Origin of the sequence: Streptomyces luteoverticillatus (assembly GCF_003970715.1) — a bacterium.
Classification (GTDB): domain Bacteria; phylum Actinomycetota; class Actinomycetes; order Streptomycetales; family Streptomycetaceae; genus Streptomyces; species Streptomyces abikoensis.
Genome location: NZ_CP034587.1, coordinates 4,292,482 through 4,308,965, shown reverse-complemented (window position 1 = coordinate 4,308,965; position 16,484 = coordinate 4,292,482). Strand labels below are relative to the sequence as shown.

Below are 16,484 nucleotides of genomic sequence, written 5' to 3'. Positions count from 1 at the left end.
TCAACGCCGAGCGAAGGCCGATTCATGACGACCAAGCGCACCCGAGGCGAACGCGCGGGCCTGACCAGGGAAATCGTCCTCGACGCCGCCCTGGGGCTCATCGACCGCGAGGGGCGCGCAGCCCTGACGATGCGCCGGCTCGGCGCCGAGCTCGGCGTCGAGGCCATGACCCTCTACCACCACGTGCCCAACAAGGACGCCCTGCTCGACGGCCTCGTGGAACGGGTCTTCGCCGAGGCCCTACCCCTTCCCGCGGCCGGCGACAGCGACAGCGACAGCGATGACGGCGAGGCCACGGACTGGCGTGCGTTCCTGCGCGCCTACGCCGGCTCCCTGCGCACGGCCCTGCTCCGCCACCCCGGCGTCCTCCCCCTGGTCACCGGCCGCCCCGCCGTCACCCCCGCGACCCTCGACGCCGTCGAGCGCGGGCTGCGCACCCTCACCTCGGCGGGCTTCGCCCTGGGCCCGGCCGTCGACACCCTCAACGCCCTCTCCCTCTTCGTCGTGGGTCACACCGCCGCCGAAGCCGATGCCCGCCACGCCCACCCCGCCCGTACCGCACCATCCGTCGCCGCCCCCGGCACCACCGCCTGGCTCGCCGAACTCGACTGCGAGCGCTACCCCCTGGTCGTCGAAGCGGCCGGCACCGGAGCGGGCACGGACGACGCCGAGCGGTTCGGCTTCGCCGTCGACGCCATGCTCACCGGCTTCGGCGCGGCCGCCGGGCTCGCGTAGGCGCGGCGGCCGCGCCGGTCCGGGACGCGCCACGCGGCAATGGCAGGCTTGGCGCATGCGTCCCTTCCGTCCAGCCCTCGCCGCCGCCGTCCTGGGAATCACCGCATCGGCCCTGCTCCTCCCGTCGGGCGTCCTCCCCCCGGGCAGCACGCCCGCGCGCGCCGACGGGAGCGGCCGCGAGGCGCCCTCCGGCTTCACCATCGAGGATTCGCGCATCAAGGAGTCCAGCGGCCTGGCCGCCAGCCGCGCCCACCCCGGCGTCTACTGGACGCACAACGACAGCGGCGACGGCCCGTACGTCTACGCCGTGGACAGCCGGACCGGGCGCACGGTCGCCCGCGTGACGCTCGACGGCGTCGACGCCCGGGACGCCGAGGCGATCTCCATCGGCCCCGACGGGAGCATCTACCTCGGCGACATCGGCGACAACCTCGGCGGCACCTGGCCCGACGTCCGCGTCCACCGCTTCCCCGAGCCGAAGGAGCTCACGGGCGACATCACCGTCACCCCCACCACCTACACCGTCCGCTACGAGGACGGGCCGCGCGACGCCGAGTCACTGATGGTCCACCCCCGCACCGGCCGGGTCTACATCGTCAGCAAGAAGCAGTCGGGGAAGGGGGCCCTCTACGAGGCCCCGGAGCCGCTCTCCGCGTCCGGCGTGAACACGTTCCGCCGCGTCGCCGACATCGACGTGTGGGCCACGGACGCGGCGTTCTCCCCCGACGGCACCCGGCTCGTCGTCCGCGGCTACTTCGACGCCCGCGTCTACCGCTGGGAGAACGGCCGCCCGGTGAAGGAGCTCGGCCGCCCCGTCGTGCCCCTGCAACGCCAGGGCGAGTCGGTGACGTTCGCCCCCGACGGCCGCACGCTGATGTACGGCTCGGAGGGCGCCCACAGCAAGGTCGTCCCGATCGAGCTCGGCGACGATCTCCTGCCGGACAGCGCCCCGAGGCGAAAAGGGGAGGACAAGGCCGGCGCCGGGCAGGCCGCCGACGTGGGCTCGGACGGCAGCGGCCACACTCTGACCCTCGGAGCCGGTGCCCTCGCCGTCGTGGCCGCCCTGGCCCTCGGCCTCCGGTGGCTGTTCCGGCGCCGTACCGCCTAAGCGCTCCGCTGGAAGCCCGGCGAGTCATCCGCGGGTGCGTCGTGGCTGGTCGCGCAGTTCCCCGCGCCCCTTCGGGGCGCGGCCCCCGTCTCAGCCCAGCCGCTCGATCACATAGTCCACGCACGCCGTCAGCGCCTCGACGTCCGCCGGGGCGATCGCCGGGAACATCGCCACCCGCAGCTGGTTGCGGCCCAGCTTGCGGTACGGCTCGGTGTCCACGACGCCGTTGGCCCGCAGGGCCTTGGCGACGGCCGCCGCGTCCACGTCGTCCGAGAAGTCGATCGTGCCGATGACCGCCGACCGCTTCGCCGGGTCCGCGACGAACGGGGACGCGTACTTGGACGCCTCCGCCCAGCCGTACAGCGTCCGCGCCGACGTCGCCGTGCGCCGCACCGCCCAGTCCAGGCCGCCCTGGCCGTTGAGCCACTCCAGCTGCTGGTTCAGCAGGAACAGGGTGGAGAGGGCGGGGGTGTTGTACGTCTGGTTCTTCAGGGAGTTGTCGATCGCCGTCGGCAGCGAGAAGAACTCCGGGACGTGCCGCCCGGACGCATGGATCCGCGCCGCCCGCTCCAGGGCCGCCGGGGAGAAGACCGCCAGCCACAGACCGCCGTCGGCGGCGAAGGACTTCTGCGGGGCGAAGTAGTAGACGTCGCTCTGGGCGATGTCCACGGGCAGGCCGCCCGCGCCGGACGTGGCGTCGACCAGCACCAGCGCGCCCTCATCCGCGCCCGCGACGCGCTTGACGGGCGCGGCGACACCGGTGGAGGTCTCGTTGTGGGTGAGGGCGTAGACGTCGACGCCCGCCTCCGCCTGCGGCTCCGGGTGGGTGCCCGGCTCGGAGGAGATCACCGTCGGCTCGGCCAGCCAGGGCGCCAGCTTCGCGGCCTTGGCGAACTTCGACGAGAACTCGCCGAAGGACAGGTGCTGCGACTTGGACTCGATGAGACCGTGCGTGGCGATGTCCCAGAACGCGGTGGAGCCGCCGTTGCCGAGGATCACCTCGTAGCCCTCGGGGAGGGAGAAGAGCTCCCGGATGCCGTCGCGCACGCTGCCGACCAGGTTCTTCACCGGGGCCTGGCGGTGGGACGTGCCGAGGAGGGAGGTGCCGGTCGCGGCCAGGGCGTCGAGCGCCTCCGTCCGCACCTTGGACGGGCCCGCGCCGAAACGACCGTCGGCGGGCTTGATGTCAGCGGGAATCTGGATATCAGCCACGGCCGCAGCCTAGTCCGTGCCTCCTGCCTGCGGAAACGTCTCGTCCACCCGATGAGACGATTCCGCCGGTAACCTCCCCGGTCCGCCGGTAACCTCCCCGGTCCGGGGGAAGGGTGGTCGTATGGGCGATCACCGCAGTCACGACAGCCACCGCGGCCTCACAGGGGAACTCCGCGCGTCCCTCCGCGCATCCGTGCGCGGCGACGTCGACTTCACCGCCTCCGCCCGCGCCCTCACGACCATGGACGCCTCCAACTACCGCCGCGTCCCGCTCGGGACCGTCGCACCCCGCGACGCCGACGACGTCGCCGCCGCGCTCGCCGTCTGCCGCGAGCACGGGGTACCGGTCGTGGCGCGCGGCGGCGGGACGTCGATCGCCGGGCAGGCGACCGGCGAGGGCGTGGTCCTCGACTTCACCCGGTACATGACCGACGTCGTACGGATCGACCCCGAGGCCCGCACCGCCGTCGTCCGCCCCGGTGTCGTCCTCGACACGCTCCGGGCGGCGGCCGACGCCCACGGGCTGACCTTCGGGCCGGACCCGTCGACACACGGCCGCTGCACCCTCGGCGGGATGATCGGCAACAACGCCTGCGGCGCCCACTCGGTGGCCTGGGGCACCACGGCCGACAACGTCCTCTCCCTCGACGTGCTGACGTACGGCGGCGAGCACGCCCGGCTCGACAAAGGCCGAGGGCTCGACGGGCTCCCCGCCCGCCTCGCGAGGGGCGTACAGGCCCTGGTGGACGGCCACTTGGCCCTCCTCCGCACCGGCTTCCCCTCCCCCACCCTCCCCCGCCGCATCTCCGGTTACGCGCTCGACGCCCTGCTGCCCGAGCGCGGCACGGACCTCGTCCGGGCCTTCACCGGCACCGAGGGCACCCTCGGGCTGATCACCGAGGCGACCGTCCGGCTCGTCGCCACCCCCGCCGCCCGCGCGCTGGTGGTGCTCGGCTACCCCGACGAGGGCACGGCGGCCGACGCCGCGTCCACGCTCCTGCCGCACAAGCCTCTGACGGTCGAGGGCATGGCGGCCGACCTGGTCCCGGGCCCGGACCGGGACGCGCTGCCGAAGGGCACGGCCTGGCTCTTCGTCGAGGTCGGCGGCGCCACGCCCGGCGCGGCGGCGGCCCGGGCGGAGGAACTCCGCCGCGCGGCCGCCGCCGACGGCGCCGGCGGCCACACCGTGCTGACCGAACCGGCCGCCCAACGGGCCCTGTGGCGCGTCCGCGAGGACGCGGCCGGCACCGCGACCCGGCTGCCCGACGGCGGCGAGGCATGGCCGGGCTGGGAGGACTGCGCCGTTCCGCCGCAGCGCCTCGGCGCGTACCTGCGGGAGTTCCGGGCGCTGCTGGGCCGCCACGGGCTGCGCGGCGCGCCCTTCGGGCACTTCGGCGAGGGCTGCGTCCACATCCGCGTCGACGTCGACCTCCTCACCCCGGCGGGAGTGCGCCGCTACCGCGACTTCTCCCACGACATGGCGGACCTCGTCGTCGCCCACGGCGGCTCGCTCTCGGGCGAGCACGGCGACGGCCAGGCCCGGGCGGAGCTGCTCCCCCGGATGTACGGGACGGAGGCCGTCCGCCTCTTCGAGCGCTTCAAGGACCTCTGGGACCCGGCGGGCGGCCTCAACCCCGGCATGGTCGTCCGCCCCTATCCGCTCGACCGGAACCTCCGCTTCGAGGTGCTGCCCAAGGGGCCGGTCCCCGTGGAGTTCGGCTATCCGGAGGACGGCGGGGACTTCACGGCGGCGGTCCGGCGGTGCGTCGGGGTGGCCAAGTGCCGCGAGACGACGGCCGGTACGGGTGTGATGTGCCCGTCCTACCGGGTCACCCGTGACGAGCGGCACTCCACCCGGGGCCGGGCCCGGCTGCTGCACGAGATGCTGGCGGGCGAGCTCGTCACGGACGGCTGGCGCTCGGAGGAGGTGCGCGAGGCCCTCGACCTGTGCCTGGCGTGCAAGGGCTGCCGCAGCGACTGCCCGGTGGGCGTGGACATGGCCACGTACAAGGCCGAGTTCCTCCACCACCACTACGCGGGCCGGTTGCGGCCGGCGGCCCACTACTCGATGGGCCGGCTGCCGGTGTGGCTCCGCGCGGCCGCCGCCGTACGGGCCGCGCCCGTGCTCAACGGCCTGGCGCGGGTCCGGCCGCTGGCGGCCGCCGCCAAACGGCTGGGCGGCATCGCCCCGGAACGGGACATCCCACCGCTCGCGGCGGAACCTTTCACCCGCTGGTGGCGGGGGCAGGAGCGCCAGCGGGAGCGTCGTGACAGCGCGCATCATCACGGAAGCCCGCTCCCCGATGCCGCGAACCGCGTGATCCTTTTCCCCGACACCTTCACCGACCACCTCTCCCCCGGCGTGGGCCGCGCCGCCGTCGCTGTCCTGGAGGACGCCGGGCTGCACGTCACCGTCCCGGACCGGCCCGTTTGCTGCGGCCTGACCTGGCTGAGCACCGGCCAGCTCGACCGCGCCCGCGCCGTCATGCGCCGCACCCTGGACGTTCTCCCCTCCGACACCCCCGTCCTCGTCCTCGAACCGAGCTGCGCCGCCACCCTCCGCACCGACCTCCCGGAGCTGCTTCCGGACGATCCGCGCGCCGCGCGCCTCGCCGCGTCCGTACGGACCTTCGCGCAGGTCCTCGAGGAGCGTGCCCCGCACTGGGAGCCGCCCCGCGTCGACCGGCCCGTCGCCGGGCAGACGCACTGCCACCAGCACGCCGTGCTCGGCGACGCGGCCGAGCGCCGCCTCCGCCAAAGGGCGGGCCTGCACGGTGACTTGAGCGGCGGATGCTGCGGCCTCGCCGGCGACTTCGGCTTCACGCGCGGCCACTACGACGTGTCCGTCGCCTGCGCCGAGGAGCAACTGCTCCCCGCCCTGCGCCGGGCGCCCGAGGGGGCTTACGTCCTCGCGGACGGGTTTTCCTGCCGTACACAGATTCGTCAACTCGCGTTTACCGAAAGTCTCCATCTGGCCGAGGTGCTGGCCCGCCATCTCCCCTCCTCGACCTCCTCGACCGGCCGAAAATGATGCAAGCACGCTTGCTTGTTTCCGGGCCCGCTGTCACCCTCCGGTGCCATGCCCGAACCCGCTTCCGCCCCGGTGCTGCGTGTCGGCAACGCCTCCGGCTTCTACGGCGACCGTTTCGACGCCCTGCGCGAGATGCTCACCGGCGGCCCCCTGGACGTCCTGACCGGCGACTACCTCGCCGAGCTGACCATGCTCATCCTCGGCCGGGACCGGCTGAAGGATCCCGGGACCGGCTACGCGCGCACGTTCCTCGGCCAGTTGGAGGAGGGCCTGGGGCTGGCCGCCGACCACGGTGTGAAGATCGTCGCCAACGCGGGCGGCCTCAACCCCGCCGGGCTCGCCGAGCGGATCGCGGAGCTCGCCGACCGCGTCGGCGTGCCGGCGCGCATCGGCTACGTCACCGGTGACGACCTCCTGGCGGAACGAGCCGAACGAGCCGAACGGGCCGAACGGGCCGAACGCGCGGACGGCCTCCCCGAAGCCCTCGCGGACGCCCCCTGGGTCAAGGGCGCCCTCACCGCCAACGCCTACCTCGGCGGCGCGGGCATCGCCGAGTGCCTGCGGGCGGGCGCGGACATCGTGGTGACCGGCCGGGTGACGGACGCGGCGCTGGTCACCGGCCCGGCGATGGCCCACTTCGGCTGGACCGACGACGATCTCGACCCGCTCGCGGGCGCGGTCGTCGCCGGGCACATATTGGAGTGCGGGACGCAGGCGACGGGCGGCAACTACTCCTTCTTCCAGGACGTCCTCGGCGAACGCACCCCGCCACGCCCCGGCTTCCCGCTCGCCGAGATCCACGCCGACGGCTCCGCCGTCATCACCAAGCACCCGGGGACGGGCGGCGCGGTGACCGTCGGGACCGTCACCGCGCAGCTGCTGTACGAGACGGCGGGTGCCCGCTACCCCGGCCCCGACGTGACCGCCCGGCTGGACACGGTCCGGCTCACCGCCGACGGCCCGGACCGGGTGCGGGTCGACGGGGTGCGCGGCGAGTACCCGCCGCCCACGCTGAAGGTGGGCGTCACCCGTGCCGGGGGCCACCGTTACGAGGTCACGTTCGTGCTGACCGGCCTGGACGTCGAGGCCAAGGCCCGGCTCGTCCGCGCGCAGCTCGACAGCGTGCTCGCCGCCCGGCACCCCGCCGAGGTCCGCTGGACCCTCGCCCGTACGGACCGGTCCGACGCGCCCGTCCAGGAGGAGGCGAGCGCGCTGCTGCGGCTGGTGGTGCGCGACCGCGACCCCGAGGTGGGCCGGGCCGTGCGGGCGGCGTGCGTCGAGCTGGCGCTGGCCAGCTACCCCGGCTTCCACATCGCCGCGCCGCCCGGCAAGGGCACGCCGTACGGGGTGTTCGAGGCGGCGTACGTGCCGCCGGAGGCGGTCCGGCACGTGGCAGTGCTGCCGGACGGCGCGCGGGTGCCGGTCCTGCCGCCGCCGGCCCGGACCGGGGGCCGGGGCGCGGCCGTGGGCCGGCCGGCGGTGCTGCTGCCCGATCCGCTGCCCGCCGGGCCCACGCGCCGGGCGCCCCTGGGGCTGATCGCGGGGGCGCGCAGCGGGGACAAGGGAGGCAGCGCGAACATCGGTGTGTGGGCGCGTGGCGAGGGAGCGTGGCGCTGGCTCGCGCACGAGCTGACCGTGCCGAGGCTGCGGCAACTGCTGCCGGAGACGGCCGGGTTCGTCGTGGAGCGGCACGTGCTGCCCAATCTCCGGGCGCTGAACTTCGTCGTGCACGGCCTGCTGGGTGAGGGCGTCGCCTCCCAGGCCCGCTTCGACCCGCAGGCCAAGGCGGTGGGCGAGTGGCTGCGCTCCCGGCACGTGGACCTCCCCGAGGCGCTGCTGCGGGAGTTACGCGAGACGCGGGAGGCACGTGAAGCACGGGAGTTACTCGAGACGCGGGAGGCACGAGGGCTGGAGGAGCTGTGACCGTCCTGCGCTCCGCTCTCGACCCGGCCTCCCCCGACCACGCGGCCAACCGCGCCGCCATGCTGGCCAAGCTCGCCGAGGTCGAGGCCGAGCACGCCAAGGCCGTCGCGGGCGGCGGCGAGAAGTACACCGCCCGGCACCGCGCCCGCGGCAAGCTGCTCGCCCGCGAGCGCGTCGAGCTGCTGCTCGACCCCGACACCCCGTTCCTGGAGCTGTCGCCGCTGGCGGGCTGGGGCAGCGACCACACCGTCGGCGCGTCGATCGTCACCGGGATCGGCGTGGTCGAGGGCGTCGAGTGCCTGATCACCGCCAACGACCCGACCGTGCGCGGCGGGGCCAGCAACCCCTGGACGCTGCGGAAGGCCCTGCGGGCCAACGAGATCGCCCGCGCCAACCGGCTGCCGGTGATCTCGCTGGTGGAGTCGGGCGGCGCGGACCTGACCGGCCAGAAGGAGATCTTCATCCCGGGCGGCGCGCTCTTCCGCGACCTGACCCGGCTGTCGGCCGCCGGCATCCCCACCGTCGCCGTCGTCTTCGGCAACTCCACGGCGGGCGGCGCGTACGTCCCCGGCATGTCCGACCACGTGATCATGGTGAAGGAGCAGGCCAAGGTCTTCCTGGGCGGCCCGCCGCTGGTGCGGATGGCCACGGGCGAGGAGAGCGACGACGAGTCGCTGGGCGGCGCCGCGATGCACGCCCGCACGTCCGGGCTCGCGGACCACTTCGCCACAGGCGAGCGGGACGCGCTGCGCCAGGCCCGCCGGATCGTCGCCCGCCTCAACCACCGCCGGGCCCACCCCGCCCCGCCGCCGTCCTCCGTCGCGCCCCCGCTGTACGACGAGGAGGAACTGCTCGGCGTCGTACCGGACGACCTCCGGATCCCGTTCGACCCGCGCGAGGTCGTCGCGCGGATCGTGGACGGCTCTGACTTCGACGAGTTCAAACCGCTCTACGGGCCGAGCCTGGTGACCGGCTGGGCGCGGCTGCACGGCTACCCCGTCGGCGTCCTCGCCAACGCCCAGGGAGTGCTCTTCAGCGCGGAGTCGCAGAAGGCCGCGCAGTTCATCCAGCTCGCCAACCAGCGCGACATCCCGCTGGTCTTCCTCCACAACACCACGGGCTACATGGTCGGCCGGGCCTACGAGCAGGGCGGCATCGTCAAGCACGGCGCGATGATGATCAACGCGGTGTCCAACTCCCGGGTCCCGCACCTGTCCGTCCTCATGGGCGCCTCCTACGGCGCCGGGCACTACGGGATGTGCGGCCGGGCCTACGACCCGCGCTTCCTCTTCGCCTGGCCGAGCGCGAAGTCCGCCGTCATGGGACCGCAGCAGCTCGCGGGCGTCCTGTCGATCGTCGCCCGAGCGTCGGCGGCGGCAAAGGGTGTGCCGTACGACGAGGACGCGGACGTGGCGCTGCGCGCGATGGTCGAGGAGCGGATCGAGGCGGAGTCGCTGCCGCTGTTCCTGTCCGGGCGGCTGTACGACGACGGCGTCATCGACCCGCGCGACACGCGGACCGTGCTGGGCATCTGTCTGTCGGCCGCGCACGGCGCCCCGGTGGAGGGCGCGCGGGGCGGCTTCGGCGTCTTCCGGATGTGAGGGGCTGAATGATCGCATCGGTTCTGGTGGCCAACCGGGGCGAGATCGCCTGCCGGGTCTTCCGTACGTGCCGGGAGGCGGGCATCGCCACGGTCGCCGTCCACGCGGACCCGGACGCCGGCGCCCTCCACGTGCGCTCGGCCGACACGGCCGTCCGCCTGCCGGGCACCACGGCGGCGGAGACGTACCTCCGGGGCGACCTCGTCGTACGGGCCGCGCTGACGGCCGGCGCGGACGCCGTGCACCCGGGGTACGGCTTCCTCTCGGAGAACGCCGGCTTCGCGCGGGCCGTCACGGACGCGGGGCTGGTGTGGATCGGCCCACCGGCGGAGGCGATCGAGGCCATGGCCTCCAAGACCCGAGCCAAGCGCGTCATGGCGGACGCCGGCGTACCGCTCCTCGCCCCGCTGGACCCGGCGGGACTGACCGCTTCCGACCTCCCCGTGCTGATCAAGGCGGCGGCGGGCGGCGGCGGGCGCGGGATGCGGGTGGTGCGCGATCTCGCCGTACTGGAGGAGGAGTTGGTCTCGGCGCGGGCGGAGGCGGCGGCCTCCTTCGGCGACGGCGAGGTCTTCGTCGAACCGTACGTGGAGGGCGCGCGCCATGTGGAGGTGCAGGTCCTCGCCGACACCCACGGCACCGTGTGGACGCTGGGCACGCGCGACTGCTCCCTCCAGCGCCGCCACCAGAAGGTCGTCGAGGAGGCCCCGGCCCCGGACCTGCCGGACCCGGTGCGCGCCGCGCTGACCTCGGCCGCCGAGACGGCGGCACGGGCGATCGGGTACGTGGGCGCGGGGACGGTGGAGTTCCTGCTCCCCACAGGCGGGCGGGGGCCGTGCTTCCTGGAGATGAACACCCGGCTCCAGGTCGAGCATCCGGTGACGGAGGCGGTGTACGGGGTGGACCTGGTGGCGCTGCAGATCAGGGTGGCGGAGGGGGAGGCGCTGGGGGCGGCCCCTGAGCCGTACGGCCACGCGGTGGAGGCCCGGCTGGCGGCGGAGGGGAGTCTGGACCGGCCCGTCCGGCGTTTGCGGGCCGGGGGTCCGGGACTCCGCCTGGACGCGGGGTACGCCGAGGGTGACACCGTCCCTCCCCACTACGACCCCCTCCTGGCCAAGGCAATCGCATGGGCCCCCACCCGTCGCGAAGCGATCCGCAAGCTCGCCCACGCCCTCGAACACGCCGCCATCCACGGCCCGCACACCAACCGCGACCTGCTCGTACGAGCCCTCCGGCACCCGGAGTTCCAGGCGGGCGCGCCGGACACCGGCTTCCTCGAACGCAACCTCCCCGCTCTCACCCGCCCCCGCGACGCACGGCTCGCCGCCCTCGCGGCGGCCCTCGCCGGCGCCCACGCCCCCGGCGCCTGGCGGAACGTCCCTTCCCAGCCGCAGACCAAGCGCTACCGCTCGGAGCCCGACGGCACCGAGCACGAAATCCGCTACCACCGCACCCGCGACGGCCTCGTCCCCGAGGACTTCCCGGGCGTGCGTGTCGTGTCGGCGGTCCCCGGCCGCGTCGCCCTGGAGACGGACGGCGTCACCCGCACCTTCGAGGTCACCGCATACGCCGACGGCCGGGTGCACGTGGACTCGTACGCCCTCACCGCCCTCCCCCGCTTCCCCGACCCCGCCGACCGCGCGGCGGCCGAACCCGGGTCGCTGCTCGCGCCCATGCCCGGCACGGTCGTACGCGTGGCGGACGGAATCGCGATCGGCGAGCCCGTGAAAGCGGGACAACCGCTGTTGTGGCTGGAGGCGATGAAGATGGAGCACCGCGTGACGGCCCCCGTCGACGGCACGCTCACCGCCCTGCACGCGACGCCGGGCCGCCAGGTGGAGACGGGCGAAACGCTCGCCGTGGTGACAGAGACGGAGGAGAACTCATGAGCACGCTCATCGAAACTCCCGAACAGCGCGCCCTCCGCACCGCCGTGGCCGCCCTCGGCGCCCGCTACGGCCGCGAGTACTTCGCCGCGTCCGTACGCGACGGCAAACACACCGACGAGCTGTGGGCGGAGGCCGGCAAGCTCGGCTACCTCGGCGTGAACCTCCCGGAGGAGTACGGCGGCGGGGGCGGCGGCATCACCGAACTCACCATCGTGCTGGAGGAACTGGGCGCCGCGGGCTGCCCGTTGCTCCTGCTCGTTGTCTCCCCCGCCATCTGCGGCACGGTGATCGCCCGCTTCGGCACGGACGCGCAGAAGCGCGCCTGGCTTCCGGGCCTCGCGGCCGGCACCACGAGAATGGCCTTCGGGATCACCGAACCGGACGCCGGTTCCAACTCCCACCGGCTGACCACCACCGCCCGCCGCGACGGCGGCGACTGGCTGCTCACCGGCCGGAAGGTGTTCATCTCCGGCGTGGACGTCGCCGACGCGACGCTGATCGTCGGGCGGACGGAGGACGCGCGGACGGGCCGGCTCAAGCCCTGCCTGTTCATCGTCGACCGTGACGCGCCCGGCTTCACCCGCCTCCGGATCCCCATGGACATCGCCTCCCCGGAGAAGCAGTTCGAGCTCGTCCTCGACGAGGTCCGGCTGCCGGCGGACGCGCTCGTCGGCGACGAGGACGCGGGCCTGCTCCAGCTCTTCGCCGGGCTCAACCCGGAGCGCGTCATGACGGCGGCGTTCGCGATCGGGATGGGCCGGTACGCGATCGCGCGAGCCGTCGGGTACGCCCGCGACCGCCGGGTGTGGGACGAACCGATCGGCGCCCACCAGGCCATAGCCCACCCGCTCGCGCGGTCGCACATCGAGATCGAGCTGGCCCGGCTGATGATGTACAAGGCGGCGCACCTCTACGACGCCGGGGACGACGAGGGCGCGGGCGAGGCGGCCAACATGGCCAAGTACGCGGCCGCCGAGGCGGCGGTCCGGGCCGTCGACCAGGCGGTGCACACCCTCGGCGGCAACGGCCTGAGCTCGGAGTTCGGGCTGGCCTCGCTGATCACGGCGGCGCGGGTGGCACGCGTGGCGCCGGTGAGCCGGGAAATGATCCTTAACTATGTGTCGCACCGGACGCTGGGCCTGCCCAAGTCCTACTGAGCTCACGTCCTATGGAAAGGAGCGCTCGTGTCGGATCACAGCTCGGTCCACGGATCGGCCCACAGCCCGGTCAACAGCGCGTACGAGCGGGGCGTCACCACCCTGACCCTGGACTCCCCGCACAACCGCAACGCCCTCTCCACCCGCCTGGTGGCCGAGTTACGGGAGGGGCTGGCGCGGGCGGCGGACGACGCGGACACCCGCGCGGTGGTGCTCACCCACACCGGCACCACTTTCTGCTCGGGCGCCGACCTCACCGAGCCGGCCCCGACGGGCCCGGAGGCGCCTGCCACGGGCCCGGAGGCGCTCGTCGGCCTGCTGCGTACGGTCGTGGAACTGCCCAAGCCGGTGGTGGCGGTGGTGCGCGGGCATGTACGGGCGGGAGGCCTGGGGCTGGTGGGGGCGTGCGACATCGCGTTGGCGGACGAAACCTCGACGTTCGCTTTCACGGAGTCGAGGATCGGGCTGGCACCCGCGGTCATCTCCCTGCCGCTGCTGCCCCGCCTGGACCCGAGGGCGGCGAGCCGCTACTACCTGACGGGCGAGCGCTTCGACGCGGCGGAGGCGGCACGGATCGGCCTGATCACGGGGGCGACAAGCGCCGTCGACGTGCCCCTGGAAGCGATCCTCGACGGCCTCCGCCGGGCCTCCCCCCAGGGCCTGGCGGAGTCGAAACGCCTGGTCACGGCGGAGGTCCTGCGGGCCTTCGACCGTGACGCGGCCGAGCTGGCGGAGCGGTCGGCGCGGCTGTTCGCCTCGGCGGAGGCCCGGGAGGGCATGGCGGCGTTCCTGGAGAAGCGGGATCCGGCATGGGCACGTTGACGAGCCGTACCAACGCCCCCCATGCCCCCAACCTCCCCAAGCAGGACCGCAGCCGGGCCACCCGCCGCCACCTCCTGGAGGCCGCCGTGGCGTGCCTGGCCGAGCACGGCTGGGCGGGTTCGACGGTCGCGGTCGTCGCCGAGCGTGCGGGGGTGTCGCGAGGTGCGGCCCAGCACCACTTCCCCACCCGCGAGGACCTGTTCACGGCGGCGGTGGAGCACGTGGCGGAGGAGCGGTCGGCGGCGCTGCGCGGGCTGCTGTCCGCCACCCGCCCGGTCGTGGGCCCGGCCCGTACGTACGCCGTGGTCGAGGGCATCGCGGACCTCTGCACCGGCCCGCTCTTCCGCGCGGCCCTCCAGCTGTGGGTGGCGGCGGCGAACGAGGAGCCGCTCCGGAGCCGGGTGGTGGACCTGGAGGTACGGGTGGGACGGGAGGTGCACCGGATGGCCGTGGAACTGCTGGGCGCGGACGAGAGCGTCCCGGGCGTACGGGAGACCGTCCAGGGCTTCCTCGACATGGCGCGAGGCCTCGGCCTGGCCAACCTCCTCACGGACGACAGCGCCCGCCGCGAACGCGTCGTGGCCCACTGGGCCGCCCTCCTCGACGACGTCCTCCGACCACGCGGACGCGGCTGAATCCCACCAGTGCGTTTCGACCACGACCGAACCCGGAGGCGCTCCCCCCGCCTCCTGTGGAGACTCGTTTCCGTGCCCGTCGCAGGAGCGGCGGGCGTGAACCAGGGATTCAGGATGCACAAGGGGGAATCTCGCATGGCACTGCGTGAGAACGGCAAGCGCAAGCTGTTCCGTCGGGCGGCGGCCGTGGCCGCCGTGACCGCCACGGCGGCCGTGATGGCGGTGGGCACGGCGGAGGCCAAGCCCGCGGACGGGCCATGGGCCGGCTGTCCGTGGGGCGCGGTCTGCGTGTACCCGCAGGACCAGAACCCGGCCGTCAGCCCGTCGCTCGTATTCGAGAGCTACGGGGCCCACAACCTGAACAACCAGTACGGCAACCACTGGGTCCTCAACAACCAGTACGGCGGCGCCCACGCGCGCGCCTGCACCGGCTACAACGGCGGCGGATCCTGCACGGACATCGCCCCGCAGAACGGCCTCTACCTCAACCTGACGCCGATCAACTCGATCGTGCTGGTGCGCCCGTGAGGCGACCGCAGCGCCTCGCAACCGCCGCGCTCCTGAGAACGGACGGAACGGGCGGGACGCGGGGCAGCCGCGTCTGACAGCCGGGGTCGTGTCGTGGACACGGCCCCGGCGCCGACGTCGGGGCTCTAGCCGACGTCGGGGCCCTAGTGGACGACCCCGCTCCCGTCCACGGTGAACTTCCCGCTCGCCGCCCCGTTGAAGGTGCCGTTCGTGATCCACTCGGCGAGCGCCGCGGTGGCCGTGCCGTGCGGCCCCGCCCACGGCGTACCGGGCTGCTGGCCGTAGACCGTCGACGGGCTCGGGGCGTTGCAGCGGTCGCCGGAGCAGCCCTCGTACATGAACACGTGGCTCGCGCACGTGATCTGGACGACCACCTTGTTCTTCGTCGCGGCCGGGAGCGCGTTGTAGATGGCCGTGGAGTTCGCCACCGGCGCGGTGCCGTCGCCGAAGCCGTGGAGGATCAGGGTCGGGACCGTCACCTGGCCCGCGACCGCGGTGTTCCAGCCGTAGGTGGAGAAGGTGGGCGAGCGGTTGAGGCCGGCGGGGTGGTGGGGGTCGTCGCCGCCCCAGTCCTTCCCGGCGCCGTCGTCCTTCATGAGTTCCTTCCAGACCTCGTCCTGGCTGCCCGGCACGACGCGGCCGGAGCAGCTCTGCTCGTTCGTGCCGGGTCCGTTCGCGAGCGGCATGGACGTCATCGCCGCCTTGTCGGCGACCGTCATGGGGAACGAGACGAACCCTCCCGCCGGTGTCGTCTCCTCCGTCGGCATGCCGAAGATCGACGCGATGAAGACGGCCCGGTCGACCTTCCCGATCCAGGTCGCGCTGTCGGGGAGGAGCGGGTTGGGGTTGGCCGCGTAGAGGGTCCGTCCGACGCGGGGTCCCCCGAGCGAGTACCCGACGAGGGTGACCTTGCCGTTCGTGGGCTGGGCCTTGGCGATGGCGTCGTCGATGACCTGGCGGATGTCACGCACCCAGGTGTCGATGGTCGCGAAGCGCACGTCGCTGGAGTGGGCGAACATCTTGCCGGCGAGGGGGTTGGTGCCGAGCTTCGTGCGCTGCTGGTCGAGCGGGAAGATCTGGGCGTTGTGGGTACGGTCGCACCCCGTCGGGAAGGCGCAGGTGGTGCTGCCGGCGTTGAAGGCGGGGCGGCTCGCGTTGTGGGGGTCGTCCAGGCCGTGCGGGAAGCGCGTGGACCGGCCGTAGCCGAGCAGGTCCGGCACGAACGTGTCGACGCCCGCCCGGGCGAGTCCCTCCTGCACGCTGAGCTTGTTGTTGTTCTGGTCCTTGCCCTTCAGGTCGAAGACCGCCCGTCCGGGAACCGAGCGGCCGTGGATCAGCACGGCGGCCCGGGCGGGCGTCTGCGCGCACCGCCCGTGCGCGTACTCGGGCGCCACGCGGTGGACGCTCAACTGCGCCTTCTGCCCGTTGAACTGGGGGTCGGGCATCATGCCGTTCGGCACGGTGAAGTCCAGCGTGTAGTCGCTGGTGGTGATGTCGGTCGGCTTGTCGTCGCAGGGCGCCTGCTCGATCCGGATGGCGTCGACGGCCAGCAGCCCGCCCACGCCGAAGGCGCCCACGGCCAGGCAGGTCCCGACGGCGATCCACCACCGGTGCCAGAGCGGCCGGCTCCGCCACCACCGGCCCGGCGACCACCCGTCACTCTTCCGACTGCCGTCCACTGCGCCTTCTCCTGTCCGGGCTGGGTCGAGACCTGTACGCCGCATCCTTCGCCGGGGCCGGGGAGCCCGCCACACGGGCGGGGCCGAATGGACGGGCGGAAGAAATGGGCTGGCGCACCAGACCCTAGATCCACTAGCTTCCTCCCTAGGAGCTCTAGGAATGA

12 protein-coding genes are annotated in these 16,484 nt (G+C 73.8%); 10 read left to right on the top strand and 2 right to left on the bottom strand.

Features of this window, described 5'->3' with window-relative positions:
* Positions 1 to 24: 24 nt before the first annotated feature.
* On the top strand, positions 25 to 735 hold the full coding sequence (locus EKH77_RS19155) for a TetR/AcrR family transcriptional regulator C-terminal domain-containing protein (RefSeq protein WP_126915567.1): 711 nt from the start codon (positions 25 to 27) through the stop codon (positions 733 to 735).
* Between the two features lie 55 nt (positions 736 to 790).
* Complete coding sequence (locus EKH77_RS19150) at positions 791 to 1,843, top strand: hypothetical protein (protein WP_126915566.1); 1,053 nt, start codon at positions 791 to 793, stop codon at positions 1,841 to 1,843.
* A gap of 90 nt (positions 1,844 to 1,933) precedes the next feature.
* Here EKH77_RS19150 and serC read toward each other — a convergent pair whose 3' ends face one another.
* Positions 1,934 to 3,055, bottom strand: coding sequence for a phosphoserine transaminase (gene serC, locus EKH77_RS19145; RefSeq protein ID WP_126915565.1), 1,122 nt, complete (start codon positions 3,053 to 3,055; stop codon positions 1,934 to 1,936).
* Positions 3,056 to 3,176: 121 nt separating this feature from the next.
* On the opposite strand from serC, the gene EKH77_RS19140 reads away from it, so the two are divergent.
* The 8 genes from EKH77_RS19140 to EKH77_RS19105 all read left to right on the top strand — a co-directional run bounded on the left by EKH77_RS19140 (position 3,177) and on the right by EKH77_RS19105 (position 14,641).
* Positions 3,177 to 6,086 (top strand): FAD-binding and (Fe-S)-binding domain-containing protein, encoded by a 2,910-nt coding sequence (locus EKH77_RS19140; protein ID WP_126915564.1) that lies wholly within the window; start codon positions 3,177 to 3,179, stop codon positions 6,084 to 6,086.
* Positions 6,087 to 6,134: 48 nt separating this feature from the next.
* Positions 6,135 to 8,009 carry an acyclic terpene utilization AtuA family protein gene (locus EKH77_RS19135; protein ID WP_126915563.1) on the top strand — a complete coding sequence of 625 codons (1,875 nt, stop codon included), beginning with the start codon at positions 6,135 to 6,137 and terminating at the stop codon, positions 8,007 to 8,009.
* The gene (locus EKH77_RS19130; RefSeq protein WP_126915562.1) at positions 8,006 to 9,610 is read left to right on the top strand and encodes an acyl-CoA carboxylase subunit beta; all 1,605 of its coding nucleotides are present in this window, start codon (positions 8,006 to 8,008) and stop codon (positions 9,608 to 9,610) included. The genes EKH77_RS19135 and EKH77_RS19130 overlap by 4 nt, the downstream gene beginning before the upstream one ends.
* Before the next feature lie 8 nt (positions 9,611 to 9,618).
* Complete coding sequence (locus EKH77_RS19125; protein ID WP_126915561.1) at positions 9,619 to 11,499, top strand: acetyl/propionyl/methylcrotonyl-CoA carboxylase subunit alpha; 1,881 nt, start codon at positions 9,619 to 9,621, stop codon at positions 11,497 to 11,499.
* Complete coding sequence (locus tag EKH77_RS19120) at positions 11,496 to 12,656, top strand: acyl-CoA dehydrogenase family protein (protein ID WP_126915560.1); 1,161 nt, start codon at positions 11,496 to 11,498, stop codon at positions 12,654 to 12,656. Before EKH77_RS19125 ends, EKH77_RS19120 begins: the two co-directional genes overlap by 4 nt.
* Positions 12,657 to 12,683: 27 nt before the next feature.
* Positions 12,684 to 13,478, top strand: coding sequence for an enoyl-CoA hydratase family protein (locus EKH77_RS19115; protein WP_126915559.1), 795 nt, complete (start codon positions 12,684 to 12,686; stop codon positions 13,476 to 13,478).
* On the top strand, positions 13,466 to 14,113 hold the full coding sequence (locus EKH77_RS19110; protein WP_126915558.1) for a TetR/AcrR family transcriptional regulator: 648 nt from the start codon (positions 13,466 to 13,468) through the stop codon (positions 14,111 to 14,113). Before EKH77_RS19115 ends, EKH77_RS19110 begins: the two co-directional genes overlap by 13 nt.
* Before the next feature lie 135 nt (positions 14,114 to 14,248).
* Complete coding sequence (locus EKH77_RS19105; protein ID WP_126915557.1) at positions 14,249 to 14,641, top strand: hypothetical protein; 393 nt, start codon at positions 14,249 to 14,251, stop codon at positions 14,639 to 14,641.
* Positions 14,642 to 14,784: 143 nt separating this feature from the next.
* On the opposite strand, the gene EKH77_RS19100 is transcribed toward EKH77_RS19105, so the two are convergent.
* Complete coding sequence (locus EKH77_RS19100; protein WP_126915556.1) at positions 14,785 to 16,320, bottom strand: alpha/beta hydrolase; 1,536 nt, start codon at positions 16,318 to 16,320, stop codon at positions 14,785 to 14,787.
* Positions 16,321 to 16,484 lie beyond the last annotated feature (164 nt).

Coding starts and splice junctions, on each gene's coding strand:
- EKH77_RS19155 (WP_126915567.1), top strand. CDS start 25: ATGACGACCAAGCGCACCCGAGGCGAACGCGCGGGCCTGACCAGGGAA.
- EKH77_RS19150 (WP_126915566.1), top strand. CDS start 791: ATGCGTCCCTTCCGTCCAGCCCTCGCCGCCGCCGTCCTGGGAATCACC.
- EKH77_RS19140 (WP_126915564.1), top strand. CDS start 3,177: ATGGGCGATCACCGCAGTCACGACAGCCACCGCGGCCTCACAGGGGAA.
- EKH77_RS19135 (WP_126915563.1), top strand. CDS start 6,135: ATGCCCGAACCCGCTTCCGCCCCGGTGCTGCGTGTCGGCAACGCCTCC.
- EKH77_RS19125 (WP_126915561.1), top strand. CDS start 9,619: ATGATCGCATCGGTTCTGGTGGCCAACCGGGGCGAGATCGCCTGCCGG.
- EKH77_RS19120 (WP_126915560.1), top strand. CDS start 11,496: ATGAGCACGCTCATCGAAACTCCCGAACAGCGCGCCCTCCGCACCGCC.
- EKH77_RS19110 (WP_126915558.1), top strand. CDS start 13,466: ATGGGCACGTTGACGAGCCGTACCAACGCCCCCCATGCCCCCAACCTC.
- EKH77_RS19105 (WP_126915557.1), top strand. CDS start 14,249: ATGGCACTGCGTGAGAACGGCAAGCGCAAGCTGTTCCGTCGGGCGGCG.